General features: G+C 67.9%; 23 protein-coding genes and 4 tRNA genes. 18 read left to right on the top strand and 9 right to left on the bottom strand.

Going from position 1 to position 22931, the window contains the following annotated elements:
- Positions 1-57 precede the first annotated feature (57 nt).
- Positions 58-546, bottom strand: coding sequence for an asparaginase domain-containing protein (locus ACTHJF_RS09060; RefSeq protein ID WP_431634003.1), 489 nt, complete (start codon positions 544-546; stop codon positions 58-60).
- An 82-nt stretch (positions 547-628) separates the two neighbouring features.
- The gene (locus tag ACTHJF_RS09065) at positions 629-2269 is read right to left on the bottom strand and encodes an acyl-CoA dehydrogenase family protein (protein WP_440266819.1); all 1641 of its coding nucleotides are present in this window, start codon (positions 2267-2269) and stop codon (positions 629-631) included.
- 107 nt (positions 2270-2376) lie between these two features.
- On the opposite strand from ACTHJF_RS09065, the gene ACTHJF_RS09070 reads away from it, so the two are divergent.
- Both ACTHJF_RS09070 and ACTHJF_RS09075 read left to right on the top strand, forming a co-directional pair.
- Entirely contained in the window at positions 2377-3342 is a 966-nt protein-coding gene (locus ACTHJF_RS09070) for a glycosyltransferase family 2 protein (protein WP_440266820.1), read from the top strand.
- Positions 3315-4940: a hypothetical protein gene (locus tag ACTHJF_RS09075; RefSeq protein ID WP_440266821.1), complete on the top strand. Its 1626-nt coding sequence runs from the start codon at positions 3315-3317 to the stop codon at positions 4938-4940. The genes ACTHJF_RS09070 and ACTHJF_RS09075 overlap by 28 nt, the downstream gene beginning before the upstream one ends.
- On the opposite strand, the gene ACTHJF_RS09080 is transcribed toward ACTHJF_RS09075, so the two are convergent.
- On the bottom strand, positions 4937-5290 hold the full coding sequence (locus ACTHJF_RS09080) for a DUF2069 domain-containing protein (protein ID WP_440266822.1): 354 nt from the start codon (positions 5288-5290) through the stop codon (positions 4937-4939). The two genes, ACTHJF_RS09075 and ACTHJF_RS09080, sit on opposite strands and share 4 nt — an antisense overlap.
- On the bottom strand, positions 5287-5889 hold the full coding sequence (gene wrbA / locus ACTHJF_RS09085; protein ID WP_440266823.1) for an NAD(P)H:quinone oxidoreductase: 603 nt from the start codon (positions 5887-5889) through the stop codon (positions 5287-5289). The genes ACTHJF_RS09080 and wrbA overlap by 4 nt, the downstream gene beginning before the upstream one ends.
- Positions 5890-6004: 115 nt before the next feature.
- On the opposite strand from wrbA, the gene ACTHJF_RS09090 reads away from it, so the two are divergent.
- The 3 genes from ACTHJF_RS09090 to ACTHJF_RS09100 are packed head-to-tail and all read left to right on the top strand — an operon-like array spanning position 6005 to position 8021.
- Positions 6005-7285: a YihY family inner membrane protein gene (locus ACTHJF_RS09090; protein ID WP_440266824.1), complete on the top strand. Its 1281-nt coding sequence runs from the start codon at positions 6005-6007 to the stop codon at positions 7283-7285.
- Positions 7282-7755 carry a TlpA family protein disulfide reductase gene (locus ACTHJF_RS09095; protein ID WP_440266825.1) on the top strand — a complete coding sequence of 158 codons (474 nt, stop codon included), beginning with the start codon at positions 7282-7284 and terminating at the stop codon, positions 7753-7755. Before ACTHJF_RS09090 ends, ACTHJF_RS09095 begins: the two co-directional genes overlap by 4 nt.
- A complete protein-coding gene (locus ACTHJF_RS09100; RefSeq protein ID WP_440266826.1) occupies positions 7752-8021 on the top strand; it encodes an acylphosphatase in 270 nt (89 codons plus the stop codon). Before ACTHJF_RS09095 ends, ACTHJF_RS09100 begins: the two co-directional genes overlap by 4 nt.
- A 2-nt stretch (positions 8022-8023) precedes the next feature.
- On the opposite strand, the gene ppk2 is transcribed toward ACTHJF_RS09100, so the two are convergent.
- The 3 genes from ppk2 to hemA all read right to left on the bottom strand — a co-directional run bounded on the left by ppk2 (position 8024) and on the right by hemA (position 11268).
- Positions 8024-8791: a polyphosphate kinase 2 gene (ppk2, locus tag ACTHJF_RS09105; RefSeq protein ID WP_440266827.1), complete on the bottom strand. Its 768-nt coding sequence runs from the start codon at positions 8789-8791 to the stop codon at positions 8024-8026.
- 66 nt (positions 8792-8857) lie between these two features.
- Entirely contained in the window at positions 8858-9940 is a 1083-nt protein-coding gene (prfA, locus tag ACTHJF_RS09110) for a peptide chain release factor 1 (protein WP_440266828.1), read from the bottom strand.
- Between the two features lie 59 nt (positions 9941-9999).
- Positions 10000-11268, bottom strand: coding sequence for a glutamyl-tRNA reductase (gene hemA, locus ACTHJF_RS09115; protein ID WP_440266829.1), 1269 nt, complete (start codon positions 11266-11268; stop codon positions 10000-10002).
- Between the two features lie 98 nt (positions 11269-11366).
- On the opposite strand from hemA, the gene ACTHJF_RS09120 reads away from it, so the two are divergent.
- From ACTHJF_RS09120 to ychF, 8 genes are all read left to right on the top strand, one after another.
- A complete protein-coding gene (locus ACTHJF_RS09120) occupies positions 11367-13118 on the top strand; it encodes a tetratricopeptide repeat protein (RefSeq protein WP_440266830.1) in 1752 nt (583 codons plus the stop codon).
- Positions 13115-13738 (top strand): lipoprotein insertase outer membrane protein LolB, encoded by a 624-nt coding sequence (gene lolB, locus ACTHJF_RS09125; protein ID WP_440266831.1) that lies wholly within the window; start codon positions 13115-13117, stop codon positions 13736-13738. The genes ACTHJF_RS09120 and lolB overlap by 4 nt, the downstream gene beginning before the upstream one ends.
- Before the next feature lie 80 nt (positions 13739-13818).
- Entirely contained in the window at positions 13819-15225 is a 1407-nt protein-coding gene (gene ispE / locus ACTHJF_RS09130) for a 4-(cytidine 5'-diphospho)-2-C-methyl-D-erythritol kinase (protein ID WP_440266832.1), read from the top strand.
- A gap of 3 nt (positions 15226-15228) precedes the next feature.
- A tRNA-Gln gene (locus ACTHJF_RS09135) sits at positions 15229-15305 on the top strand.
- A 52-nt stretch (positions 15306-15357) separates the two neighbouring features.
- A complete protein-coding gene (locus ACTHJF_RS09140; RefSeq protein WP_431638155.1) occupies positions 15358-16296 on the top strand; it encodes a ribose-phosphate diphosphokinase in 939 nt (312 codons plus the stop codon).
- 119 nt (positions 16297-16415) lie between these two features.
- Positions 16416-17060: a 50S ribosomal protein L25/general stress protein Ctc gene (locus tag ACTHJF_RS09145; protein WP_440262512.1), complete on the top strand. Its 645-nt coding sequence runs from the start codon at positions 16416-16418 to the stop codon at positions 17058-17060.
- A 54-nt stretch (positions 17061-17114) separates the two neighbouring features.
- Complete coding sequence (gene pth / locus ACTHJF_RS09150; RefSeq protein WP_440266833.1) at positions 17115-17696, top strand: aminoacyl-tRNA hydrolase; 582 nt, start codon at positions 17115-17117, stop codon at positions 17694-17696.
- 98 nt (positions 17697-17794) lie between these two features.
- Positions 17795-18886, top strand: a complete 1092-nt coding sequence (ychF, locus tag ACTHJF_RS09155; protein ID WP_440266834.1) for a redox-regulated ATPase YchF — start codon at positions 17795-17797, stop codon at positions 18884-18886.
- A 60-nt stretch (positions 18887-18946) separates the two neighbouring features.
- Here ychF and ACTHJF_RS09160 read toward each other — a convergent pair whose 3' ends face one another.
- On the bottom strand, positions 18947-19336 hold the full coding sequence (locus tag ACTHJF_RS09160) for an STAS domain-containing protein (RefSeq protein WP_440266835.1): 390 nt from the start codon (positions 19334-19336) through the stop codon (positions 18947-18949).
- On the bottom strand, positions 19333-21654 hold the full coding sequence (locus ACTHJF_RS09165; RefSeq protein ID WP_440266836.1) for a SpoIIE family protein phosphatase: 2322 nt from the start codon (positions 21652-21654) through the stop codon (positions 19333-19335). Before ACTHJF_RS09165 ends, ACTHJF_RS09160 begins: the two co-directional genes overlap by 4 nt.
- Positions 21655-21754: 100 nt before the next feature.
- Here ACTHJF_RS09165 and ACTHJF_RS09170 point away from each other — a divergent pair, with 100 nt between their 5' ends.
- The 5 genes from ACTHJF_RS09170 to ACTHJF_RS09190 form a co-directional block, all read left to right on the top strand.
- Positions 21755-22249 carry an acyl-CoA thioesterase gene (locus ACTHJF_RS09170; RefSeq protein WP_431633982.1) on the top strand — a complete coding sequence of 165 codons (495 nt, stop codon included), beginning with the start codon at positions 21755-21757 and terminating at the stop codon, positions 22247-22249.
- Between the two features lie 168 nt (positions 22250-22417).
- Positions 22418-22503: transfer RNA gene (locus ACTHJF_RS09175), tRNA-Tyr, on the top strand.
- A gap of 31 nt (positions 22504-22534) precedes the next feature.
- Positions 22535-22608, top strand: a tRNA-Gly gene (locus ACTHJF_RS09180).
- Positions 22609-22631: 23 nt separating this feature from the next.
- A tRNA-Thr gene (locus ACTHJF_RS09185) sits at positions 22632-22707 on the top strand.
- A gap of 83 nt (positions 22708-22790) precedes the next feature.
- A partial coding sequence (locus ACTHJF_RS09190) for a GTP-binding protein (protein WP_284449322.1) occupies positions 22791-22931 on the top strand: 141 nt, incomplete at its 3' end.

A 22931-nucleotide genomic window follows, 5' to 3' on the forward strand; every position in this document is an offset into this window, starting at 1 on the left:
CTTTTTGGTGCGGCGGATGACTGGGCGCGCTTCGCGAGAGGACCGAGGCGGTGAGCCTCAGCCGACCGGTTCGAAACGATTTGCGTCGCGGTTCTTGCGCACCTTCGACGGGTCCCACACGCGCCCATTCATGGTGATGTACACGCCGTCCGGCAGGGTCTGCACGGCGGCCACGGCGCAGCCGATGTTGAACACCGCATCGGAACCCTGGAAGCGCGCCGGGTTCAGCGCCCCGGTCAGCACGATGACCTTGCCCGGGATGCCCGCCAGCACCTTGGCCGTTTCCACCATGGTGTCGGTGCCGTGGGTCACCAGCACGTGGCGATGCGGCTGCGCCTCGATGGTGGAGCGGATCAGTGCGCGGTCCTCGTCGGTGACGTGCAGGCTGTCCTTGCGCAGGATCGGGATCACGTCGTACTGAAACGCCACCCCGAGCTGGCCGAGGATGTCGCCGATCTGCGGCGCACCGATCTTGTAGTCCGACTTGTCGTCGAAATAGATCTTGTCGATGGTGCCACCGGTGGTGACGATGGTCAGATGCTGCATGGTCGCTGCGCCGCTGGAGGGGATCGGCGCATTTTAGCCCGTGCGGCGGCGCGGCTCCCAATGCTTCGGCGCCGCGCCTGGCTCAGCCACCCAGCAGCGCGGCCGTATCGTCGCGATCGGACCCGTGCAGACGCACCAATCCGTGCTCCAGGAAGCGCCGCAACGCGGCGGCAGGCCGTCGGTCGCCTCGTGCAGTGGCCCAGCCGGCCTGGCGGACGAGCAGAGCTGCCGCGGCGCAGCGCGCCAGCGTCAGGGCCAATCCGCGTGCACCGGCCTCCAGCGCATCGCGACCATCGCCCTGGCGGTCGAGGAAGGCGCTGGCGGTATCCAGCGCCGCATGGATGGCCTGTGCAGCGGCCGCATCGCCGGCCTCGCGCGTCCATCCAGTGATCGCGTGGCGCAAGGCGCCGAGCCCGTCACCGATGCCGCGCAGCGCGTCGAGCGACAATACGTTGGTGGTGCCCTCCCAGATCGGGTAGACCTGCGCGTCGCGCAGCAACTGCGGCAGGCCGGTGTCCTCGATGTAGCCGGCGCCGCCGAAGCATTCCAGCGCCTCGGAGCACAGCTTCACGGCAAGCTTGCCGGTCCACAGCTTGGCCAGCGGCGTGAGCAGGCGTAGCAGCGCCGGCTCGTGTGTGTCAGCTGCGCCTTGCTCGACACGGCCCAGCAGATGGGCCACCTCGAAGCCCAGCGCGAAGGCGCCATCGAACTCGGCCTGCATGCCGGCCAGGGTCTGCGCGTGCAAGGGGTGGTCGATCAGCCGGCGACCGAACGCCTTGCGCCGGGCGGCGTAATCGCGGGCCAGGGCGATCGCCCGCGCCATGCTGGCGATCGCACAGATCGCGTTCCACGTACGGGTGACGTTGAGCATCGGCGCGACCTGCCGCACGCCGTGCGCCAGCTCACCCACCGGCCAGGCCGGCAGACCGTCGAGATGGATCTCCGCCGTCGGCAGCTCGTGGGTGCCGAGCTTGTCTTTCAGGCGATCGATGACCAGCTCGGGACGCCGCTGCGCGCCCTCCATCGTCTCCACGTAGAACAGCGCCAGCGCCGTGGTACCGGCGCCGGCACCCTCGGGCCGGGCCAGCGCCAGCGCCGCCTCGCCGACCACTGCCGAGCTGAACCACTTGCGGCCGTACAGTCGCCACTGTCCGTCGTCGTCGCGGCGCGCCAGCGTCTCCGTACGGCCCACGTCCGAGCCACCGGCGGTCTCGGTCATCCACTGGCCGCTGAGCCAGAACGTGGCGGGGTCGCGACTGAGGAAGTGCGGCAAGGCGCGTTCGATCAGCGCGGCGTTACCCGAGGCCTTCAGCGCGGTGGCGGCGCCGTCGGTCATGGCCAGCGGGCAGGTGTAGAACTCGCTCGCCAGGTGATAGAGGTAGACCCGCGCGAAGGCCTCGAGGCGCGCGTCCGGATGCGCCTCGTGCCCCGCGGCAAGCACCGCATGGCGTGTGGTGATGCCCGGGCCCTCGAGCCAGGCGTCGGTCAGTTCGATGCGATCGACCCGCCGTCCCCATGCGTCCCAGCCCGTCAGCACCGGCTTGCGCCGCGTACTCTGGCCCATCCTTTGCCACGCCATCAGCGTGTAGTCGGCCAGGGCATCGAGGTCGCGGTCCAGCTCCGCGCGGCGGTCGACCGGCACGACGCGATCGAGCAGGCCGCGCAGCACGTGGTCGTCGCGGTAGGGGTGATGCAGTCGTGGCGCATCCTGCAGAAAGCTCATGGCCGTCTCCTGCTGGGAGAGCCTCGAGTATAGGCACGCTATTGCGCGTGGACCGCCTTCTGGCTGATTACACTAGGCAGATATTTTTATTGGCCGAAGGAAGCGCCATGAACGAACCGATGGCACCGCGCATTGCCGTACTGATCCCGTGTTTCAACGAGGGGGCAACCATCGCCACCGTCGTGCGCGACTTTGCCGCCGCCCTGCCGTCAGCGAAGGTTTTCGTCTACGACAACAACTCCACTGACGACACGGCCGAGGTGGCGCGCGCAGCGGGGGCGGTCGTGCGGCGTGAGCCCATGCAGGGAAAGGGCTACGTGGTGCGGCGGATGTTTGCCGACATCGACGCCGACGTTTACGTGATGGTCGACGGCGACGCCACCTACGAGGCCGCGGATGCCCCGGCGCTGGTAGGCCAATTGTGGGGCGAGCAGCGTGACGTGGTGGTGGCCCGCCGCGTCAACGATGACAGCGCCGCGTATCGCCGCGGCCATGTGCTCGGCAACCGCCTGCTCACCGGCCTGGCCGGCTGGATCTTTGGTAATACGTTTGCCGACATGCTCTCCGGTTACCGGGTGCTCTCGCGGCGGTTCGTCAAGTCGTTCCCGATGCAGGCGCGGGGGTTCGAGATCGAAACGGAACTCGCAGTGCATGCGCTGGAATTGCGTATGCCGGTGGTGGAAGTGCCGAGCCGCTACAAGGCCCGCCCGGAGGGCTCGCAGAGCAAGCTGCGGACGTGGAGTGATGGTTGGCAGATCCTGATGACGATCCTGAAGCTCACCAAGAATGGGCGGCCGCTCGCCTTCTTTTCCATGGCCTGTGTGGCTTGCGTTGCACTTTCGATCGGCCTGGCCCTTCCGTTGTTCAAGACGTACCTGCTCACGGGCCTGGTTCCGCGGTTTCCGACGGCGATCCTGAGTGCTGCGCTGGCGCTTCTGGGCAGCGTGTTTCTGGTCTGCGGGTTGGTACTGGACACGGTGACGATGGGGCGACGTGAGGCGAAATACCTGGCCTATCTGGCGGTCCCTTCAGCCGATGCGGCGGTATGGCAAAACCCGGCTTGCACTCGATGAGCTGGCGTCGGTTGGCCGGCTCGTGGCCGGGCCTGGTTGCATGTCTGCTGCTCGGCGCCTGGTACGCGGTCACGCGCGGCCAGGATGCCAGCTGGGATCTGCGCAATTACCACCTCTACAACGCCTGGGCGCTGTTGCACGGCCGGTTGGGTATCGACCTCGCACCCGCCAGCCTGCAGGGCTATTTCAACCCGCTGCTCGACCTTCCGTACTACTCGCTCGGTACTGGGCCGCTGCGGCAGATGCCGCGTTTGCTCGCTGCCTGCCAGGGGCTGTGGTTCGGCGGCGTGGTGTGGGTGGTTGGCCGAATCGTGGCGCGGCTGGCAGCGCTGCAGCACCGGCCGTTTGGCTTGATCGACGCGGCCGTCTGGTTACTGGGCGTCTCCGGCAGCATGACGCTGTCGCAGGCCGGACTAAGTTCCAACGAAATGCCTCTGGCACTGCTGGTGTTGGGCGCGCTCTATCTGCTGCTTCCCTCGGTGGGCGATGAGCGGGTTTTGTGGAAGCGGGTTGTCGGCGCCGGAGCCCTGTGTGGCGTGGCCGCTGGTCTGAAACCGACGGCTATCGTGTACGTACCGGGGCTGATCCTGGCGCTCCTGATCATGCGTGGAGTGCGCCGGCCCGCGTGGTCGCTTGCGGCGGTGTTTTCAGCGGCTGCCGCGTCAGGATTCGCGCTGGCTTATGGTTGGTGGGGATGGCGTCTTTACCAGCTCACCGGCAACCCGGTGTTTCCGTTGTTCAATCAGGTGTTCCATTCGCCGTGGGTGCCCGCCGCCAGCGGTACCGACCCCAGGTTCCTGCCGCACGGGATCCTGCAGTGGCTGGGTTATCCCTTCTACTGGCTTGTGTCGACGCAATCGTTGGTCACCGAAGAGCGCTTTGCCGACCCACGTTACGCGCTCGCGCTGGCGTCGGTGGTGGCCTTGATGGTGGCGGGGGTGCGCGGTGCCCGCCGCGGCGCACCGGTTCAACCGCAGGTCCGCTTGATTGCGCTATTCGTCGGGCTGTCGTACGTCGCCTGGCTGGTGCTGTTCTCGATCCTGCGGTACGCGATCGCAATTGAAGTGCTTTCCGGTGTCCTGATGCTGATGGCCTGGCAGGCCTGGGTGCCTTCCCTGCAGACGACGACACCTTCGGCACCGGGGCGCTGGGCGCTGGTGATGCTGTGTATCGCTGCGGCTGCAGCCACTCACGTTCCGCAATGGGGGCACACCCGCTATGCAAGCGAGGCATTCAGTGTCCGCGCGCCTGCGGTGGAGCCGGGAAGCCTGGTGGTGGTGCTGGGGCAGCCCAACGCCTATGTCATCCCGTTCATTCCTGATGCGGCCGACGCGCGCTTCGTGGGAATCACCTGGCTCACCCGTCAAGCCGTCGGACGCGTGCTGGGAGAGCGGGTGCGGGATAAGATTGCCGCGCATCGCGGGCCGCTCTATGCGGTGTTGCGCGACGATGCCGGCGACGATCTCGCGACGCTGCTGCGCTGGCTTCCTGGGCACAGCTTGCAGGCATGTGTTCCGGTGGCTAGCGCCATGGAGCGCACCCGCGGGGGCGCCGATGTCTCCTTCGGACTGCGCCTGTGTCGGTTGGAATCGCGCTAGCCCCGCTTGCGCGTTACTCCCGCGCCCAGTGCGCCGATCAGCAGCAGGGTGAGCGCAATCTCGACCACACCCAGCCAGCGTTCGGTGCTCGAGCTCCACGCTTCGGCGACGCCGTGGCAGAAGTAGAACAGGCTGAGCACGCCGACCCAGAGCAGGGCGCGGCGGACGTTGCGCAGGGCGGTGAGCGGCAGCAACAGCGGCAGCACGGTGATCGTCAGCACCAAGGTGAGCGGCATGCGCTCGGGCGGTACCAGCCAGGCGTGCCAGATCAGCTGCAGGATGAGCAGCCCGGCCCACGCGGCGAGGCCGACGCGGTAGACCGGGCGCAGCGGTGTGGACGCGGCCGTCATGCACCGGCCGCCAGCTTGCGTGCCGTGTCGGCGAGGCGGCGACCGAGCGCACGCGCCAGTTCGCGTTCGTGCTCGGTGATGGCATTGTCGCCATTCGGGCCGGCCACATGGCTGGCGCCGTAGGGCGAGCCGCCGGACAGCGTGGAGCTCAGGGCAGGTTCCGTGTACGGCAGCCCGAGCAGCAGCATGCCGTGGTGGAGCAGGGGCAGGGCCATGCTGAGCAGGGTCGATTCCTGGCCGCCGTGCATGGTGCTGGTGGACGTAAAGACGGCTGCCGGCTTACCGACCAGCGCGCCGCTGGCCCACTCCGCGCCGGTGGCGTCGAGAAAGTACTTCAACGGTGCGGCCATGTTGCCGAAGCGGGTCGGGCTGCCCAGCGCAAGGCCGGCGCAGTCGAGCAGATCGTCGCGGGTGGCATACGGCGCGCCGTCTTCCGGCTCGGGTGGCTGCGCGGTCTGCGTGACCGGCGCCACCGGCGGCACCTGGCGCAGCCGCGCCTGCATGCCGGGGACTTCCTCCACGCCGCGGGCGATGAGTCGCGCGAGCTGGGCGGTGTGGCCGCTGCGGCTGTAGTACAGGACGAGAATGCAGAGGCTCATGCGCGTGGGCGGTTCAGTGGTGATGCGCTAGTGTAACGTTCGCCTCCGGGACGGGCGCAGCGCCACGGCGTCGCGCCCATGCTCCACGCTTCCCTCGCCCATCCAAGGGACCTCGATGGCCAAGCCGTTCAACCGCGATCGCACCGCCAGCTTCGCCCGCTTCATCTGGCAGCGCTTTGTCGACGACAAGTGTTTCGAGACGGCCGGTGCGCTGTCCTACACCACGCTGGTGTCGCTGGTGCCGCTGATGGTGGCGGTGTTCGCGATGTTCTCGGTGTTCCCCGCGTTCGCTCCCGCGCGCGATGCGTTGCTCTCGTTCGTGTTCAACAACTTCGTGCCCGCGGCCGGCGAGAAGCTGCAGCGCGCGCTGGAGAGCTTCGCCAGCAATGCCAGCAGTCTCACCGGCATCAGCGTGCTGGTGATGCTGTTCAGCGCGCTGTCGATGATGGTGAGCATCGAGGATCGGTTGAATCGCATCTGGCGCGTGCACCAGCCGCGCTCGTGGGGCTCGCGGCTGCTGCTGTACTGGGCTGCGCTCACCCTGGGGCCGATTCTGGTGGTGGGTGGGCTGGCGGCCTCCTCGTACGTGACCGCGATGCCGCTGCTGCAGCAGGCGGCCGGGCAGTTCGATCCGGGCTTTGGCGCGCGCCTGCTTGGCTTGCTGCCGTTCGTGGTTACCTACATCACGCTGTGGCTGATGTACGCGGTGATCCCCAATCGCCCGGTGGTGGTGCGCGATGCGGCGATTGGTGCGCTGCTCGGCGCGATCCTGTTCGAGTTGGCGCGCTGGGGCTTCACGCTGTTCGTGCGCAATGCGCAGACCTACCAGCAGATCTACGGCGCGCTGGCGGTGATCCCCACGTTCCTGCTGTGGATCTACCTGTCGTGGGTGATCGTAATCCTGGGCGCGTCGATCGCCGCCTCGATCAATGCCTTCGAATACCACCCGCCCACCCATGCACTGCCCGAAGGCGCGGAGTTCCTCGGCCTGCTGGTGGTGCTCAAGCATTTCGTTCAGGCCCAGCGCCGCGGCGATTGCGTGGACCCGGCGTCCGTGCAGCTGCTGGAGCCGTATCTGCGATCGAGTCAGGTGAGCTGCTACTTCGACGATCTGCAGCGCGCCGACCTGATCCAGCGCAGCGAATCGGGCGGTTGGTTGCTCACTCGCAGCCTGGACAGCACCGACCTGCTGCGCGTCTACACCGGCACGCAGTACCGGCTGCCGCTGCATCCGGCGGACGAGGCGCAGTCGCTGGGCATCAGCCTGCCGACTGTGCTGCTCGAACTGCTGGATGCACTGGCGCAGGCGCTGGACGCCGCGCTGGGTACCCGGCTCGACCGCATCTATCCCCCGTCCGCCGATGTGGCGGATGCTCCCGAGGAGTCCACTCCATGAAGATCTTCGTCCCGCTCGCATTGCTTGCCGCCGCGGTGTTTGCGGCGCCCGCACAGGCAGCGATGCCGGCCAAGCCCTCGCTCAAGGTCACCACGTTGGACGGCAAGCCCTACGACCTCGCCGCCCAGCGCGGCCACTGGGTGGTGGTGAACTACTGGGCGACATGGTGCGTGCCGTGCATCAAGGAGATGCCGGACATCTCCGCTTTCGTCAGCGGTCGCAAGGACGTCAGCGCGATCGGTCTCGCTTATGACGACAGCGACATCGCCGACATCCGCGCGTTCGTCGCCAAGCATCCGGTGAGCTATCCGGTCGCGCAGGTCACGCTGGACAACCCGCCGAAGGATTTCGACGAGCCGCGCGGCCTGCCCACCACCTACCTGATCGCGCCGGACGGCACGGTGGCCAAGCGCTTCGTCGGGCCGATCTCCGGCGATGCGCTGAAGGCGGCGATCGACGACGCCAAATGAACGCGGCCGCGCGCTTCCTGGTCAGTGGTCGCGTGCAGGGCGTGTTCTTCCGCGCCAGCACGCGTGAGCAGGCGCTGGTGCTGGGGCTGCGGGGCGTGGCGCGCAACTTGGCTGACGGCCGGGTAGAAGTGATTGCCTGCGGTGACCACGAGGCGATCGCGATGCTGGAGCGCTGGCTGCACGATGGCCCGCCGGCGGCACGCGTCGAGCAGGTGCTGCGCGAATCCTGTGCCGAGTGGACCGGCGCCGGATTCACCACGGCCTGAGGTCAGCGCGGCGGCGCGATCCAGAAGCTGGCGTCAGCCAGCTTTTCCTTCTTCGGTTTGCCGCGCAGCTTGGGCAGCTTGACCTTGACGTCGGGTACGCGCACATCGGGCAGCTGGTCGAGCAGGTGGCGCATCAGGGCAAGGCGTCCCTGCTTCTGGTCGTTGTAGTCGACCACGAACCAGGGCGCGTGCGCGGCGTGGGTGCGCGCCATCATCACGTCGCGCAGGTGGCCGATCTCGGCGTATTTCTCGCGGGCGGCCAGATCCACCGGAGAGAGCTTCCAGCGCTTGAGCGGGTCGGCGGCGCGCTCGGCGAAGCGGGCTTCCTGCTCGTCCTGGTCCACCGCCAGCCAATACTTGAGTATCAGGATGCCGCTGTCGGCCAGCATGCGTTCGAAGGCCGGGCAGTCGTCGAGGAACTGCGCGTACTGCGCCTGACTGCAGAAGCTCATCGCCGGCTCGACCACGGCCCGGTTGTACCAGCTGCGGTCGAACAGCACGAGTTCCCCGGCGGCGGGCAGATGCGCGACGTAACGCTGGAAGTACCACTGCGAGGCTTCGCGATCGTCCGGCTTGGGCACGGCCACCACGCGGTAGCCGCGGGTATCTAGCCGGTCGGTGATCGCCTTGATCGTGCCGCCCTTGCCGGCCGCGTCGCGGCCTTCGAAGATCACCAGCAGGCGCCGTCCGCTCTTGCGCAGCCAGCGCTGCACGCCGGTCAGCTCGATCTGCAGGGATTCCAGCTGCTGCTCGTAAGCCTTGCGCTTCATCGGCGATCTCCGGCGGGGTGGCCGGGCGAGGGTAGCGCGTCGCGCATGCCCGGCGTCACCACGGGGTCAGGCCGCGTCGGTGAGCGCCTTGAGCTGATCGGCCTGGTCCTCACGCATCAGGGCGTCGACGAGCTCGTCCAGATCGCCCTGGAGGATTTCCGGCAGGCGGTAGAGGGTGAGGTTGATGCGGTGGTCGGTGATCCGGCCCTGCGGAAAGTTGTAGGTGCGGATGCGCTGGCTGCGGTCGCCCGAGCCCACCTGCACGCGCCGCGATTCGGCCTCAGCGGCCGCCTGTTTCATGCGCTCGGCGTCGAGCAACTGCGCCTTCAGCCGCTTCATCGCCTTGTCGCGGTTGGCGTGCTGCGAGCGCTCGGTCTGGCATTCCACCACCACGCCGGTGGGCAAGTGGGTGATGCGGATCGCCGAGTCGGTCTTGTTGACGTGCTGGCCGCCAGCGCCGGAGGAGCGGAAGGTGTCCACCTTGAGGTCGGCCGGGTTGATCGTGATCTCCTCGACCTCGTCCACGTCGGGGATGATCGCCACGGTGGCGGCTGAGGTGTGGATGCGACCCTGCGATTCGGTCGCCGGCACCCGCTGCACGCGGTGCGTGCCCGATTCGTACTTCAGCCGCGAGAACGCGCCCTTGCCCTCGATGCGTGCCACGGCCTCCTTGTAGCCGCCGTGCTCGCCGGGATGCGCCGATTCAATCTCGGTCTTCCAGCCGCGCTGCTCGGCGTAGCGCAGGTACATGCGCATGAGGTCGCCGGCGAAGATCGCCGCCTCGTCGCCGCCGGTGCCGGCGCGCACTTCGAGGAACAGATTGCCTTCGTCGCGCGGGTCGGTGGGCAGCAGCAGGATCTGCAGCTCCTGGTCCAGTTCCACCAAGCGCTGTTCGAGCCGGGCGACATCGTCGGCGGCCATCTCGCGCAGTTCGGGATCGGCCAGCATGGCGCGCGATTCGGCCAGTTCGCGCTGGGCGTCGTCGTGCTCGTGCAGTGCCGCGGCTACCGGGCCGAGCTGCGCGTACTCGCGTGACAGCGTGCGGAAGCGGGTGTTGTCGCCGATCACTTCCGGCTGGGTCAGCAGCAGGCCGACTTCTTCGTGGCGTTCGGTGAGGGCTTCGAGCTTGGCGCGGATGGACGGGGTCATGGGCGGAGTCCGGTAAGGGCAGGGCGAACGGGCGGGCGTGCAGCCGGGCGTTCGCGTCGCTAACCCTCGCCGGTCTCGCGGTCCAGTCCGTAAAGCCGTCCGGCGGCGTGCAGCAGGTCCAGGTCGCCGCTCAGCGCGGCTTCGCGCAGCGCGGCGCTGGGGTGGTGCAGCAGCTTGTTGGTGAGCGTGTTGGCCAGGAAGGCGAGCGCCTCGTCCGGCGACTTGCCGCGGGCGAGCATGCCGCGCGCCTTCTCCAGCACCTCGTCGCGATACACCTCAGCATGGTGGCGCATGTCCACCGCCGGATTGCGCACGCCCAGCGTGCGGCGCCAGGCCATGTAGCGCTCCACCTGCAGGTCGATGATCGCGTCGGCTTCGCGGGCGGCGGCCTCGCGCGAGCGGCGGTTGTGGTCGATCACCTGGCGCAGGTCGTCGATGCCGTAGAGGAACACGTCCTGCAGCTCGGCCACGCCTTCCTCGATGTCGCGCGGTACTGCGATGTCGACCATGAACATCGGCTTGCGCCGACGCGCGGCGACCGCCTTCTCCACCATCGCTCGGGTCAGCACCGGCTGTCTGGCGGCGGTGGAGGCGATCACGATGTCCGCTTCGGCCAGATGCTGCGGCAGGTCGGCCAGTGCGATGGCGTAGCCGCCGTAGCGGGAGGCCAGATCCTGCGCGTTCTCCAGCGTGCGGTTGGCCACGATGAGGCGGCGCACTTGTTTCTCGGCCAGGTGGCGGGCGGCCAGCTCGATGGTGTCGCCGGCGCCGATCAGCAGCACGCAGGCCTGCTTGAGGTCGGTGAACACCTGCTCGGCCAGCCGCACGGCGGTAAATGCGACGGAAACCGTATGCGCGCCGATCCGGGTGTCGGTACGTACTCGCTTGGCCACCGCGAAGGTGTGCTGCAGCAGGCGGTCCATCGGCGCCTTCAGCGCCTGCGCCTCGCGCGCCTGCTGGTAGGCGTCCTTCACCTGGCCCAGGATCTGCGGCTCGCCCAGCACCATGGAATCCAGCCCGGTGGCCACGCGGAACATGTGGCGAACCGCGTCGTCTTCGTCATGCCGATAGAGGAACTCGTCGAGCTTGCCGGGGGTCAGACGGTGGTGCCGGTTCAGCCACGCCTGCGGCACGTGCTCGGCGCCCTCGGCCACGCTCAGGTACAGCTCGGTACGGTTGCAGGTGGACAGGATCAACGCCTCTTCCACACCGGGTTCGCGGGTGAGCTCATGCAACGCCTCGGCAGCGGCATTCGGATCGAACGCCACCTGCTCGCGCAGGCTGACCGGCGCGGTGAGGTGATTGAGCCCTAGGGCGATCAGTGGCATGGCGAGGACGGCATTTCGGCGGCGGGGTGTCCGGCGGCGTAGGCTAAGCTTGGCGCTCGTCGCGAGTGGTGACGGAAACGGCCGAAACAGGCGAACAGATGATCAATAGTGTGCTCAGCGGGTCGGGCAAGTTCAAGCAAATGCGGCATTTTGCGATGGCGGGCGTGGTGGCCGTGACAATGGCCGGGTGTGCCACGGCGCCAGCCGTGCGGCCAGCGCCGGTGGCCGCCTCGCCGCAACCGCTGGCCCGGCTGGTGGTGGCCACGCCCGATGCCGATCACGACGTGATGGCCCAGCTCCTGGCGGGCGAAATGGCGCTGACCCATTCGGATCTCAAGACGGCGGCGACGGCCTACGGCAAGGCGGCGGCGTTGTCCGACGATGCCGCGGTGGCCGAGCGCGCCACGGCCCTGGCGCTGGCCGTGCATGACGATGCCGCGGCCACGCGAGCGCTGGAGCGCTGGCAGGCGCTGGGCGCCAAGCCGGCCGCCCTGGCGCAGGCGCGCGCCGAGCTGGCTCTGAATCGCGGCGATGCAGCCGAGGCAAAACGTCAGCTGGAAACGGTGCTCAAGCTCGGTGGCGACGATGCCTGGCGCCAGTTCGGGCGCGTGCTGGTCGGCGCCCGCGACGCGGCGCAGGCGGCCCGGCTGCTCGAGGCGATGGCCACCCCCGAGCGCTTGCCGGCCGATGAACGCGCCTGGCTGGCGATGAGCGAGCTGGGCGACCGGCTGGGGCGGCGGGCCTACGCCCTGCGCATCGCCAACGCGGCGGCCGCACGCTTCCACTCCTCGGCTACCTACGCGTGGGCGGCGCAGATGACGCTGCGCGCGGGCGATCGCGCGGCGGCGCAGGCGCTGCTCAAGCAGGCGATCGGCCGCGCACCTGGCGACACCCACCTGCGCCTGGCCTACGCCAGCATGCTGGCGCAGGGCGGCGATTACCCGGCGGCGGCCAAGTTCCTGGCCAGCGGCAAGCAGAGCGCGGACATCTACAACCTGCGCGCGGCGCTGGCGGCCAAGGCCGACGACAAGGCCACGCTGGCGATGCTTTATCGCCAGTTGCAGAAGTCGCCCGAGGAGATTCGCCAGTCCAGCGCGTTCCTGCTCGGCCAGTTGGCTGAGATGCAGGGGCTGAAGGATGAAGCGCTGGCCTGGTACGACCAGGTGACCGACGAGGATCCGCATGCCTTCGACGCCGACCTGCGCAGCGCGGTGATCCTGCATGCGCAGGGCAAGAAAGCCGAGGCACACGAGCTGCTCGGCCAGCTCGAAACCGCATATCTCGACCAGCCCGAGCAACTGCGCAAGGCCTACGAAGCGGACGCGGACCTGTACATGGCCGAACAGCAATACCCGCAGGCGGAGATGGCGTTCAGCCGCGCCCTGCAGGTGGTGCCGGACGATCCGGGCCTGCTCTACGGGCGCGGCCTGGCCTACGCCCAGTCCGGCAAGATCGATCAGGCCGTCACCGACCTGCGTCGTCTGCTCGAGCTCAAGCCCACTGACATCGACGCCAGCAATGCGCTGGGCTACACCCTGGCCGACGCCAACCGCGACCTGCCCGAGGCCGAGCGCCTGATCGCGCAGGCGCGCAAGGCCAAGCCGGGCGATCCGGCGATCGCCGACTCCTGGGGCTGGCTGCAGTACCGGCTGGGGCATCTGGATCAGGCCGCCAGCGTGCTGCGCCAGGCGTGGGCGCAGCGCCGCGATGCGGATGTGGGCGTGCACCTGGGCGAAGTGCTGTGGAAGAGCGGCCAGCGCGACGAGGCGACGCGCGTGTTCGATCAGGTGCGCAAGATCGACCCGACCAACGCGAGCCTGCGCGACACGCTCAAGCGGCTGCAGCCATGAGGCGTCACGGCGGGAAGATCGCCCTGTGGCTCGGTGTGGCCGCGCTCTCCGGCTGTGTCAGCCTGCCGCCGCGCGGTCCCACCGTGGCCGGCGACGCAGGTCTGATGGCGGCGCAGGCGGCGCGCGAGGATGCCTTGCGCACGGTGAGTGATTGGAGCCTGGACGGGCGTTTGGGCATCAGCAACGCCAGCGACTCCCGTGGCAACGGCAGCGGTAGCCTGAGCTGGCGCCAGCGCGGCGACAGCTACGTGTTCACCGTCAACGGCGGCTTCGGCTACGACTACCGGCTCAGCGGCGACACGCAGGGCGCCGTGCTCGAAGGTGTGGGCAAGCAGCCGATCCGTGGCGATGATGCCGAGGCCCTCATGCGCAAGGCGGCGGGCTGGTCGGTGCCGCTGGAATCGCTGCGCGCCTGGGTGCTGGGGCTGCGTGCCCCGGGCTCGCCGGCGCAGATCCGCTTCGGCACCGATCGACTGCCCGCGGTGCTGGAGCAGGACGGCTGGCACGTGGAATACCGCGCCTGGGACACCAGCCGGCAGCCCGCGCTGCCGACCAAGGTGTTCGCCAGCAAGCCGCCGTACAAGGTCCGGCTCGCGGTCAGCAACTGGACGCTGCGCTGACCGGAGGCCAGCCGGGTCTGGGGTAGGCTATCGCCCCCCGCGGACGCCGCACCGGCGTCCGCATCACGCATCGAGCCGTCATGACCGTCCGCATCGAACGCGCCCGGCCCTCGCAGGTCGACGCCCTGTGCGCCATCGAGCGCGCCGCGGTACAGCTGTTCCGCGGTCATCCGGCGTGGGCGGCCTACGCCGCCATGGCGATTCCACCCGAGCTGCTGCACGGCGCCATTGCGCGAGGCTTGGTGTGGGTGGCGATGGAGCAGGGCGAGCCGGTGGGGTTTGTCTGGCTGGACGATGCGCTCGGCCCGCAGGCGATCGGCATCGGCGAGCTGGACGTGCTGCCCGCCTATGGCCGACGCGGCATCGGCGCGGCGTTGCTGGAGCACGCCTGCCAGTGGGCGCGCGCGGCGGGCTACCGGCAGGTGCACCTGGGCACGCTGGTCGACGTGCCGTGGAACGCGCCGTTCTATGCCAAGCACGGCTTCAGCGTGGTCGACAAACGGGATCCGGCGTTCGCCGAGGCGCTGGCCCGCGACCGCGAGAACGGCTTTCCCGACGACCTGCGCGTCTTCATGAGCCGGTCGCTGCCGCCATTGGCGGCCGATGACTGGAGCGTGTGGCCGGCGCCGGCCAAGCTGAACCTGTTCCTGCGCATCACCGGCCGGCGCGCGGACGGCTACCACGAGTTGCAGACCGTGTTCCGCCTGCTCGACTGGGGCGACGAGCTGCGCCTGCGCGTGCGCGCCGACGGCATCATCCAGCGCGAGGGCGAACTGCCGGGCGTGCCTGCGGACCAGGACATCACCGTGCGCGCTGCGCGCCTGCTGCAGGCGCGGGCCGGCATCATGCTTGGCGCCGACATCGGTATCGACAAGCGCATTCCGATGGGCGGCGGACTGGGCGGTGGCAGTTCCGACGCGGCCACCGTGCTGGTGGCGCTCAACCACCTGTGGAGCGCCGGGCTTGACGAGGATGCGCTGGCGGAGCTGGGCCGCCAGCTCGGCGCCGACGTGCCGGTGTTCGTGCGCGGCCGCTCGGCCTGGGCCGAGGGCATCGGCGAGCGCCTGCAGCCGATCGACCTGCCGCGCCGCCACTACGTGGTGCTGGACCCACGCGAACACGTGCCGACCGCGGCGCTGTTTCAAGCGCCTGAATTGACACGAAATGCCCCCCGGGCGACAATTTCATCCTTTGTTTCGGGCGAAACAGCCGAGAACGCCTTCGAGCCGGTCGTACGCGCGCGCCATCCGCGCGTGGACGCCGCGCTGAAGTGGCTCGGCGGTTTCGGGCGGGCGAAGCTGTCCGGCAGCGGCGGGTGCGTGTTTCTTGAAACGCCATCCGAGCTGCGGGCGCTGTCGATCGCCGCGCGCTGCCCTGACGCATGGAGTGCGCAGGTCGCCGCCGGAGCGAATCGCTCGATGCTGCATCGCTCGCTGGCGCGCTTCCAGGGCGCGCCGCAGCCGGAGCAGGTGCGACACACAACGTAATACTGGGGCGTCGCCAAGCTGGTTAAGGCACGGGATTTTGATTCCCGCATGCGCAGGTTCGAATCCTGCCGCCCCAGCCATTCAACCAAGGCCGTAGGTCGAGAGGAATTGTCAGTGGATACGTCCAGCCCGATGCTCTTTACCGGCAATGCCCACCGCGCGCTGGCCGAGGACGTGGCGCACCGCCTGGGCATGCCGCTGGGCAAGGCCCTGGTCGGCACCTTCAGCGATGGCGAGGTACAGATCGAGATCGAGGAGAACGTACGGCGGCAGGAAGTGTTCGTGCTGCAGCCGACCGGCGCGCCGAGTGCGGAGAACCTGTTCGAGCTCTTGACCCTGGTGGACGCGCTCAAGCGTGCCTCGGCGGCCAGCGTCACGGCGGTGATCCCGTACTTCGGCTACGCCCGCCAGGATCGCCGCCCGCGCTCGGCGCGCGTGCCGATCACTGCCAAGATGGTGGCCAAGATGATCGGCACCGCCGGTGTCGACCGCGTGCTCACGGTCGACCTGCACGCCGACCAGATCCAGGGCTTCTTCGACATCCCGGTGGACAACGTCTACGCCTCGCCGATCTTGCTGGCGGACATCTGGCGCAACCACTCGATGGACGACCTGATCGTGGTGAGCCCGGACGTGGGCGGCGTGGTGCGCGCCCGCGCGCTGGCCAAGCGGTTGGACGATGCGGACCTGGCGATCATCGACAAGCGCCGTCCGAAGGCCAACGTGGCCACGGTGATGAACATCATCGGCGACGTCGACGGCAAGACCTGCGTGCTGGTGGACGACATCGTCGATACCGCCGGCACGCTCTGCGCGGCGGCGGCGGCGCTGAAGGAACGCGGCGCGCGCAAGGTGGTGGCGTACTGCGTGCACCCGGTGCTGTCCGGCGCGGCCATCCGCAACGTCGAAGGCTCGCAGCTGGATCAGCTGGTGGTCACCAATACGCTGCCGCTGCGCCCCGACGCGCTGGGCTGCGCCAAGATCCGCCAGCTCTCGGTCGCCGAGCTGCTGGCCGAAACCATTCGCCGCATCGCCTTCGGCGAGTCGGTGAGTTCGCTGTACGTGGATTGATTCACGCCGGGCGGGTCGGCCACACGGCCGCTTCCGCTTGGCGAAAACCGACTTTCCTGGTCGCGGGAAAGTCACTCCGCCGCCGCAAGGCGGCGTTTCCAAACCAAGGTAGTAAACCAATGTCCAAGACCCATGAAATCAAGGCCGAGAGCCGCAAGGACGAGGGGAAAGGTGCGAGCCGCCGCCTGCGTCGTGCGCTGTTCGTGCCGGCCGTCGTCTACGGTGGCAAGCTACCGCCGCAGAGCATCCAGATCGAGCACAACACCATCCTGCTCGCCGCCAAGCACGAGTGGTTCTTCTCCTCCGTGCTCGACCTGAACGTCGACGGCAACGTGCAGAAGGTGCTGGTGCGTGACTGGCAGAAGCACCCGTACAAGCAGCAGATGATGCACATGGACTTCCTGCGCATCGACGAGAACGCCGCCGTGCGCGTGAATGTGCCGCTGCACTTCCTCAACCAGGAGACTTCGGCCGCAGGCAAGACCTCCGGCGTGGTGATCTCGCACAACCTGACCGAGCTGGAAGTGTCCTGCCTGCCGAAGGATCTGCCGGAGTTCATCGAGCTCGACCTGGCTGGCCTCAAGCCCGGCGACATCGTCCACCTCTCGCAGATCAAGCTGCCCAAGGGCGTGGAGCTGCCGGCCCTGGCTCTGGGTGCCGACCACGATATCGCCGTCGTCACCGCCAACACGGTGAAGGAAGAGGTCGAAGAGACCCCGGCTGCCGCCGAAGGCGAAGAGAAGCCGGCTGGCGACAAGAAGTAAGCCCGCATCCGCCCGCGCCCTCCGGGGCGCGGGCGGTGTCGGCTTGCCAGACGCATGGCAGGACTTCGACTCATCGTCGGACTGGGCAACCCCGGTACCGAATATCTCCGAACCCGGCACAACGCCGGGTTCTGGTTTGTGGACGCCCTGGCAGCGTCGCAGGGCGAGCGTTTCGCTTTCGACGGCAAGCTGCACGGCGAGGCCTGCCGCGTGCGCATCGGTGGCGAGCCGGTGTGGCTGCTCAAGCCGTCCACCTTCATGAACAAGAGCGGCATCGCCGTGGCTTCGGCGCTGCGCTACTACAAGATCGAGCCGTCCGAGTGCCTGGTGGCGCACGACGAGCTGGATCTGCCCGCCGGCACCGTGCGAATGAAGTTCGACGGTGGCCACGGCGGCCAGAACGGCCTGCGCGATATCGCCGCGCACCTGGGGCACGGCAAGTACCATCGCCTGCGCATCGGTATCGGCCATCCGGGTCACAAGGATCGTGTCACGCCGTGGGTATTGGGCAAGCCGTCGGCACTGGATGAAGATGCCATGCTCGCCGGCATTTCGCGCGCGCTGGACGTGCTGCCGCTGGCGGTCGCCGGCCAGTTCGACAAGGCGATGCAGCAGTTGCATACGGTCGGCCCGTGACGGACGTTCTGTCAGGCCACCGGGTCATCCTCATTTACGCGCTGTCGTTCCCGCTTGCACGGGCATGACGCCAGAAATACATAGCTCCGGAGTCACCCATGGGCATCAAATGCGGCATCGTCGGCTTGCCCAACGTCGGCAAGTCCACCCTCTTCAACGCGTTGACCAAGGCCGGCATCGCGGCGGCAAATTTCCCGTTCTGCACGATCGAGCCAAACGTGGGCGTGGTGCCGGTGCCGGACCCGCGCCTCAACGCGCTGGCCGAGATCGTCAAGCCGCAGAAGCTGATTCCCACCGCGGTGGAGTTCGTCGACATCGCCGGGTTGGTCGCTGGCGCCTCGAAGGGCGAAGGCCTGGGTAACAAGTTCCTCGCGCACATCCGTGAGGTCGACGCCATCGCCCACGTGGTGCGCTGCTTCGAGCACGGCGATATCGTGCACGTGGCCGGCAAGGTCGACCCGATCGCCGACATAGAGACGATCGACACCGAACTGGCGCTGGCCGACCTGGAGTCGGTGGACAAGGCGCTCAATCGCGCCGAGCGCGCGGCCAAGGCCAACGACAAGGAAGCACTGGCGAAGAAGCCGGTGCTGCAGAAGCTGTCCGCCGGTCTCAACGAGGGCCGCTCCGCGCGCAGCCTCGGGCTGGACGAGGAAGAGCAGGCGCTGGTGCGCGACCTGTTCCTGCTCACGCTCAAGCCGCTGATGTACATCGCCAACGTGCGCGAGGATGGCTTTGAGAACAACCCGCACCTGGATGCGGTGCGCGCTCGTGCCGCCAGCGAGGGCGCCGAGGTGGTGCCGGTGTGCGCGGCGATCGAGGAAGAGCTCTCGCAGCTGGACGATGCCGATCGCGACGAGTTCCTCAAGGACTTTGGGCTGGAAGAGCCGGGCCTGAACCGCGTGATCCGTGCCGGCTACAAGTTGCTCGGCCTGCAGACCTACTTCACCGCGGGCGTGAAGGAAGTGCGTGCCTGGACGGTGAAGAAGGGCGCTACCGCGCCGCAGGCCGCTGGCGTGATCCACACCGATTTCGAGCGCGGTTTCATTCGTGCCGAGACGATCGGCTACGACGATTTCATCCAGTACAAGGGCGAGGCCGGTGCGGCGGCGGCCGGGCGCCTGCGCAAGGAAGGCAAGGAGTACATCGTCAAGGAAGGCGACGTGCTGCACTTCCTGTTCAACGTATGACCCGATGCGGGTGATTCACAAAAAAAAAGGGCGGCGCGAGCCGCCCTTTTTCGTGCGCCGTCAGTCTTCTTCGCTGCCCTCGATGACGCGTCGCTGGATGCGGTCCAGATAGGCGTCCAGCTCGCCAGTGCTGGTGAACACCTCGCTCACCGGCACGGCCTTGACGATGTCGAACACCTTGCGCACCTGCGGCTGCGGGTCCAGCAGCAGGGTTTGCCCGTCGATCGCGCGGGTGGCCTTGCGGATGCGCGCCACGCTGCGCAGCCCGGCGCTGGAAATGTAGTCGAGTCCGGCCAGGTCGAGTACCACCGTGGAGCCGCGCGCCAGCGCGTCGAGCAGCGGTTGGGCGGCCTGGTCGAAGTCGAGGTAGGTCATGGCGTCGAGGCGCCCCTTGAGATGCATGACGAGGCGATTGGCGGCGGTCTTCTCCGGGTGCAGTTCGAACGTCATGGCGTCGGTTCCGTGTGATCGGGGTGGATGAAGCGGAGCTGCAGGTGGTTGCCTTCGCTGTCGTGGTTGTAGATCAGTTCGCTGGCCATCGCGCGCACCAGGTGGATGCCCAGGCCGCCGATTTCCTGCGCATCGGCGACGTCGCCACTCAACGCCGGTGGCGCGGCTTCCAGCGGGTCGAACGGCGCACCGTTGTCGTGCAGCTCCACCTGTACCGCGTCGGCGCAGGGGCGCAGGCGCAGGCGGATCTCGCCGTCGCTCGAACCGTCGTGGCCGTGCTGCACCATATTGACCATCAACTCCTCCAGCACCAGCCGCACGTCCTCGCGCGTGCCGGCGGCGATGCCCGCGTCGTGCAGCACGCTGTCGCAGCGGTCGAGGGCGTCGAAGACGCCTTCGACGGTGGGTTTCATGGTCAACTCAAGCATGCGCTCCTCCTGCGTCGCGTGGTGGTGCCAGCTCAGGGCGAGGATGGTGATGTCGTCGGTCTGATCGTGACCGGCCGCGAAGGCGTCGACGTCGCTCAGCAGGCGATCGGTAAATGCGCGCGGCGAATCCGGCGCGGGCGCGCGCAGCAGGCTGGCCAGGGTGCGCTCGATGCCGTACATGTCGCCGGCCGTGTTGCCGGCTTCGGTGATGCCGTCCGTGTACATCAGCAGCGTGTCGCCCGCCTGCAGCATCAGGGTGTACTCGCCGTAGCCCGCTTCCTCGTCGAGGCCGATCGCGGGTCCGGTCTCGATCTCGAACATCGCGCTGCGCCCGGCGCGGCAGAGGATCGGGGCTTCGTGCCCGGCGCTGGCCATCACCAGTCGGCCGTCGCTGGTGTTCAGCACGCCACACAGCAGCGTGATGAACATGCAGCTTTCGTTGCCTCGGCACAGTTCGCGGTTGAGTTGTTCCAGCAACTGGTGCGGTCGACGGGCTCGTGGCGCCAGCGCCTTGGCCAGGGTGATGGCGCGCGCCATGAACAGCGCTGCCGGAATGCCCTTGTCCGATACGTCGCCCACCATCACGCAGAAATGCTGCTGGTCGAGCATGAAGTAGCTGTACAGGTCACCGCCCACCGCGCGGGCCGGACGCAGCAGGGCGTGCAGCTCGAACGTGGCGCAGTGCGCGTCGAGATAGTGCTCGTTCGGCAGCAGGGCCACCTGGATCTGGTGGGCGATCTCCAGTTCGCTGCGCAGTCGTTCCTGCTCGCGGGTGGCCTGGGTGAGTCGGGCCAGATGAAGCGCCAGCTGCGCGCGCATCGTGTCGAAGGCCTGGGTGAGGCGGCCGATCTCGTCGCGTCGGCGCACGTTCGGTAGCGCGAAATCCAGCTCGCCGCGGGCGACGTGCTCGGCGCGACCGGTGAGCACGGCCAGCGGCGCCAGCGTGCGCCGGGTTACCAGCAGGATCATCAGCGCGATACCCAGCATCGCGAGCAACCCGAGGATCAGTTCGCGCGTCACCAGCTGGCGCAGGCTTCGCTCCATCAGCGCTTGCGGCACCTGCAGTCCCAGCGTCCAGGACGTGCCGTGGATGGGCGCGCTGTAGATCCACGACGGCTCGGTGACGTCGGCCAGTCCGTGCACGGAAAGCGCCTGCGGCTGCGTCGCTGCATCGCGCAGCGCGGCTACCAGTGCGGGCGAGGCGGCTGTGCCCAGCAGTGTGCTTCGGTCATGGGCCAGGAAGTGCTGTTGGGCGTCGACCACGAACAGCTGGGCGCCATCGGGGCGGCGCAAGGTGCCAAGCACACCCTGCAGCCATTCCAGCGTCACGTCGGCGTTGACCAGGCCGACGGCTCGCCCGTTGTCCTGGATGGCGACGGAGTAGTTGATCAGGCGCCGCTGGCGCGACTGGGAAAAGAACGGCTGCTGCCAGCAGCCGTTGGGGCAGGCCAGGCCGTGCAGAAACCAGGGCTGCTCCCAGTAGCGCGTGGCATCGCCGCGCAGATCGCGCTGCCCCAGCGTGCTGTCGATCAGCCGGTCGACGAACGGCGCAGGCGGGGGCGCGGTCGGATCGTCCGGCACCCAGGTAAAGGACAGGCCGGCCAGATCGGCGTTGGCGGAGAGGGTGGTGCGCGCGAGGTCTTCGGTGCGATCGGAGCGACTCGCGGCCAGCCGTGCCAGCAACCGGGTCGCCTCGGTGACGCGCTCGATGTGCGCTTCGATGCCGTTGGCTCCGGCTACCGCGAGCGTGCCGCCTTCACGGTGGGCGGACAGCAGCCACTGCTCGCGCAGGTGGCCAAGCAGCACCAAGCCACTGGCCAAGATGACGACCGTCGAGCCGAGCAGGCTCCACAGCGACAAGCGTGAAGCGATACTGCGCAAACCCCTCATGCGCACCTCCCGGTCCCAGAGCATCTAGCCACGCCGCGCGGTTGCCCGCAAGGAGCGGTCAGGCCGCATACTTCACGCTTTCAGCACGTGGAGCCCCGTCATGCCCGGCCAACAGAACGAAGTCACCTTCCGCTTTCTCGCCGAGCCCACCGACGTCAATTTCGGGGGCAAGGTGCACGGCGGCATGGTGATGAAGTGGATCGACCAGGCCGGCTATGCCTGCGCCGTGGGCTGGAGCGGGGCGTACTGCGTGACTGCATCGGTCAGCGGCATCCAGTTCGTCAAGCCGATCCTGATCGGCGATCTGGTGACGGTGAAGGCGCGCCTGATCCACACCGGCACCAGCAGCATGCATCTGGCCGTCGACGTGCAGGCCAGCGACCTGCGCAGCGGCGAGCCGCGCCTGGCGACCAGTTGCGTGATGGTGTTCGTGGCGTTGGACAGCCCCGAGGGCAAGCCGACGCCGGTGCCGACGTGGGTGCCGCGCAACGATGACGACGTGCGCCTGCAGGAATACGCCCGCCGCCTGATGGACATGTCCAAGGCGATGGAGCGGCAGGTGGTGTCGCTCCATCCCGGCGCGCCGACGGCCTGAGCCGGTATCCATATGTTCGACGCGAAACGACTGGCGAGGCTTGTGCTGCCGGGTCGATCCGCGCATCATGCGCGCCCCGCGTTACGGCGCGGTCGCCCGATCGTCGCGAAAACCCCGCAATAGTGTTGACAGTCTTCGGGGGCGTGGCGACAATAGGCGTTCTTTGTTGGAGGGATACCCAAGCGGCCAACGGGGGCAGACTGTAAATCTGCTGGCTTACGCCTTCGGTGGTTCGAATCCACCTCCCTCCACCAGTCAGGTTCCGCAAAGGTTGATTCGATCGAGGCGGGAGTAGTTCAACGGTAGAACCTCAGCCTTCCAAGCTGATGGTGCGGGTTCGATTCCCGTCTCCCGCTCCATTGAACTCGACCTCAAGCACTTCGCTCATGTAGCTCAGTCGGTAGAGCACTTCCTTGGTAAGGAAGAGGTCGCTGGTTCGATTCCAGTCATGAGCACCAGTCCAGCGGAAGGCCGGCTTGTCCGGCTTTCTCTGCGAAAGAGATTTCTTCACTTCAATTGACTCCATCGGGGTTTAAAGCGTATGGCAAAGGGTAAATTCGAGCGCACCAAGCCGCACGTCAACGTGGGCACGATCGGTCACGTGGACCACGGCAAGACGACGCTGACGGCGGCGCTGACGAAGATCGGCGCAGAGCGCTTCGGTGGTGAATTCAAGGCGTAC

This window comes from Dyella sp., assembly GCF_051962475.1.
Classification (GTDB): domain Bacteria; phylum Pseudomonadota; class Gammaproteobacteria; order Xanthomonadales; family Rhodanobacteraceae; genus Dyella_A.

What these genes read in the sequence shown, in the direction of transcription:
- ppk2 (WP_440266827.1), bottom strand. Translation starts at nt 8,791, where the DNA reads ATGAAGCGCAAGGCTTACGAGCAGCAGCTGGAATCCCTGCAGATCGAG.
- pth (WP_440266833.1), top strand. Translation starts at nt 17,115, where the DNA reads ATGGCAGGACTTCGACTCATCGTCGGACTGGGCAACCCCGGTACCGAA.
- ACTHJF_RS09145 (WP_440262512.1), top strand. Translation starts at nt 16,416, where the DNA reads ATGTCCAAGACCCATGAAATCAAGGCCGAGAGCCGCAAGGACGAGGGG.
- hemA (WP_440266829.1), bottom strand. Translation starts at nt 11,268, where the DNA reads ATGCCACTGATCGCCCTAGGGCTCAATCACCTCACCGCGCCGGTCAGC.
- ACTHJF_RS09070 (WP_440266820.1), top strand. Translation starts at nt 2,377, where the DNA reads ATGAACGAACCGATGGCACCGCGCATTGCCGTACTGATCCCGTGTTTC.
- ACTHJF_RS09095 (WP_440266825.1), top strand. Translation starts at nt 7,282, where the DNA reads ATGAAGATCTTCGTCCCGCTCGCATTGCTTGCCGCCGCGGTGTTTGCG.
- ACTHJF_RS09060 (WP_431634003.1), bottom strand. Translation starts at nt 546, where the DNA reads ATGCAGCATCTGACCATCGTCACCACCGGTGGCACCATCGACAAGATC.
- ACTHJF_RS09170 (WP_431633982.1), top strand. Translation starts at nt 21,755, where the DNA reads ATGCCCGGCCAACAGAACGAAGTCACCTTCCGCTTTCTCGCCGAGCCC.
- ACTHJF_RS09080 (WP_440266822.1), bottom strand. Translation starts at nt 5,290, where the DNA reads ATGACGGCCGCGTCCACACCGCTGCGCCCGGTCTACCGCGTCGGCCTC.
- ACTHJF_RS09120 (WP_440266830.1), top strand. Translation starts at nt 11,367, where the DNA reads ATGATCAATAGTGTGCTCAGCGGGTCGGGCAAGTTCAAGCAAATGCGG.
- ACTHJF_RS09075 (WP_440266821.1), top strand. Translation starts at nt 3,315, where the DNA reads ATGGCAAAACCCGGCTTGCACTCGATGAGCTGGCGTCGGTTGGCCGGC.
- ACTHJF_RS09065 (WP_440266819.1), bottom strand. Translation starts at nt 2,269, where the DNA reads ATGAGCTTTCTGCAGGATGCGCCACGACTGCATCACCCCTACCGCGAC.
- prfA (WP_440266828.1), bottom strand. Translation starts at nt 9,940, where the DNA reads ATGACCCCGTCCATCCGCGCCAAGCTCGAAGCCCTCACCGAACGCCAC.
- ACTHJF_RS09165 (WP_440266836.1), bottom strand. Translation starts at nt 21,654, where the DNA reads ATGAGGGGTTTGCGCAGTATCGCTTCACGCTTGTCGCTGTGGAGCCTG.
- ispE (WP_440266832.1), top strand. Translation starts at nt 13,819, where the DNA reads ATGACCGTCCGCATCGAACGCGCCCGGCCCTCGCAGGTCGACGCCCTG.
- ACTHJF_RS09090 (WP_440266824.1), top strand. Translation starts at nt 6,005, where the DNA reads ATGGCCAAGCCGTTCAACCGCGATCGCACCGCCAGCTTCGCCCGCTTC.
- ACTHJF_RS09100 (WP_440266826.1), top strand. Translation starts at nt 7,752, where the DNA reads ATGAACGCGGCCGCGCGCTTCCTGGTCAGTGGTCGCGTGCAGGGCGTG.
- lolB (WP_440266831.1), top strand. Translation starts at nt 13,115, where the DNA reads ATGAGGCGTCACGGCGGGAAGATCGCCCTGTGGCTCGGTGTGGCCGCG.
- ACTHJF_RS09160 (WP_440266835.1), bottom strand. Translation starts at nt 19,336, where the DNA reads ATGACGTTCGAACTGCACCCGGAGAAGACCGCCGCCAATCGCCTCGTC.
- wrbA (WP_440266823.1), bottom strand. Translation starts at nt 5,889, where the DNA reads ATGAGCCTCTGCATTCTCGTCCTGTACTACAGCCGCAGCGGCCACACC.
- ychF (WP_440266834.1), top strand. Translation starts at nt 17,795, where the DNA reads ATGGGCATCAAATGCGGCATCGTCGGCTTGCCCAACGTCGGCAAGTCC.
- ACTHJF_RS09140 (WP_431638155.1), top strand. Translation starts at nt 15,358, where the DNA reads ATGCTCTTTACCGGCAATGCCCACCGCGCGCTGGCCGAGGACGTGGCG.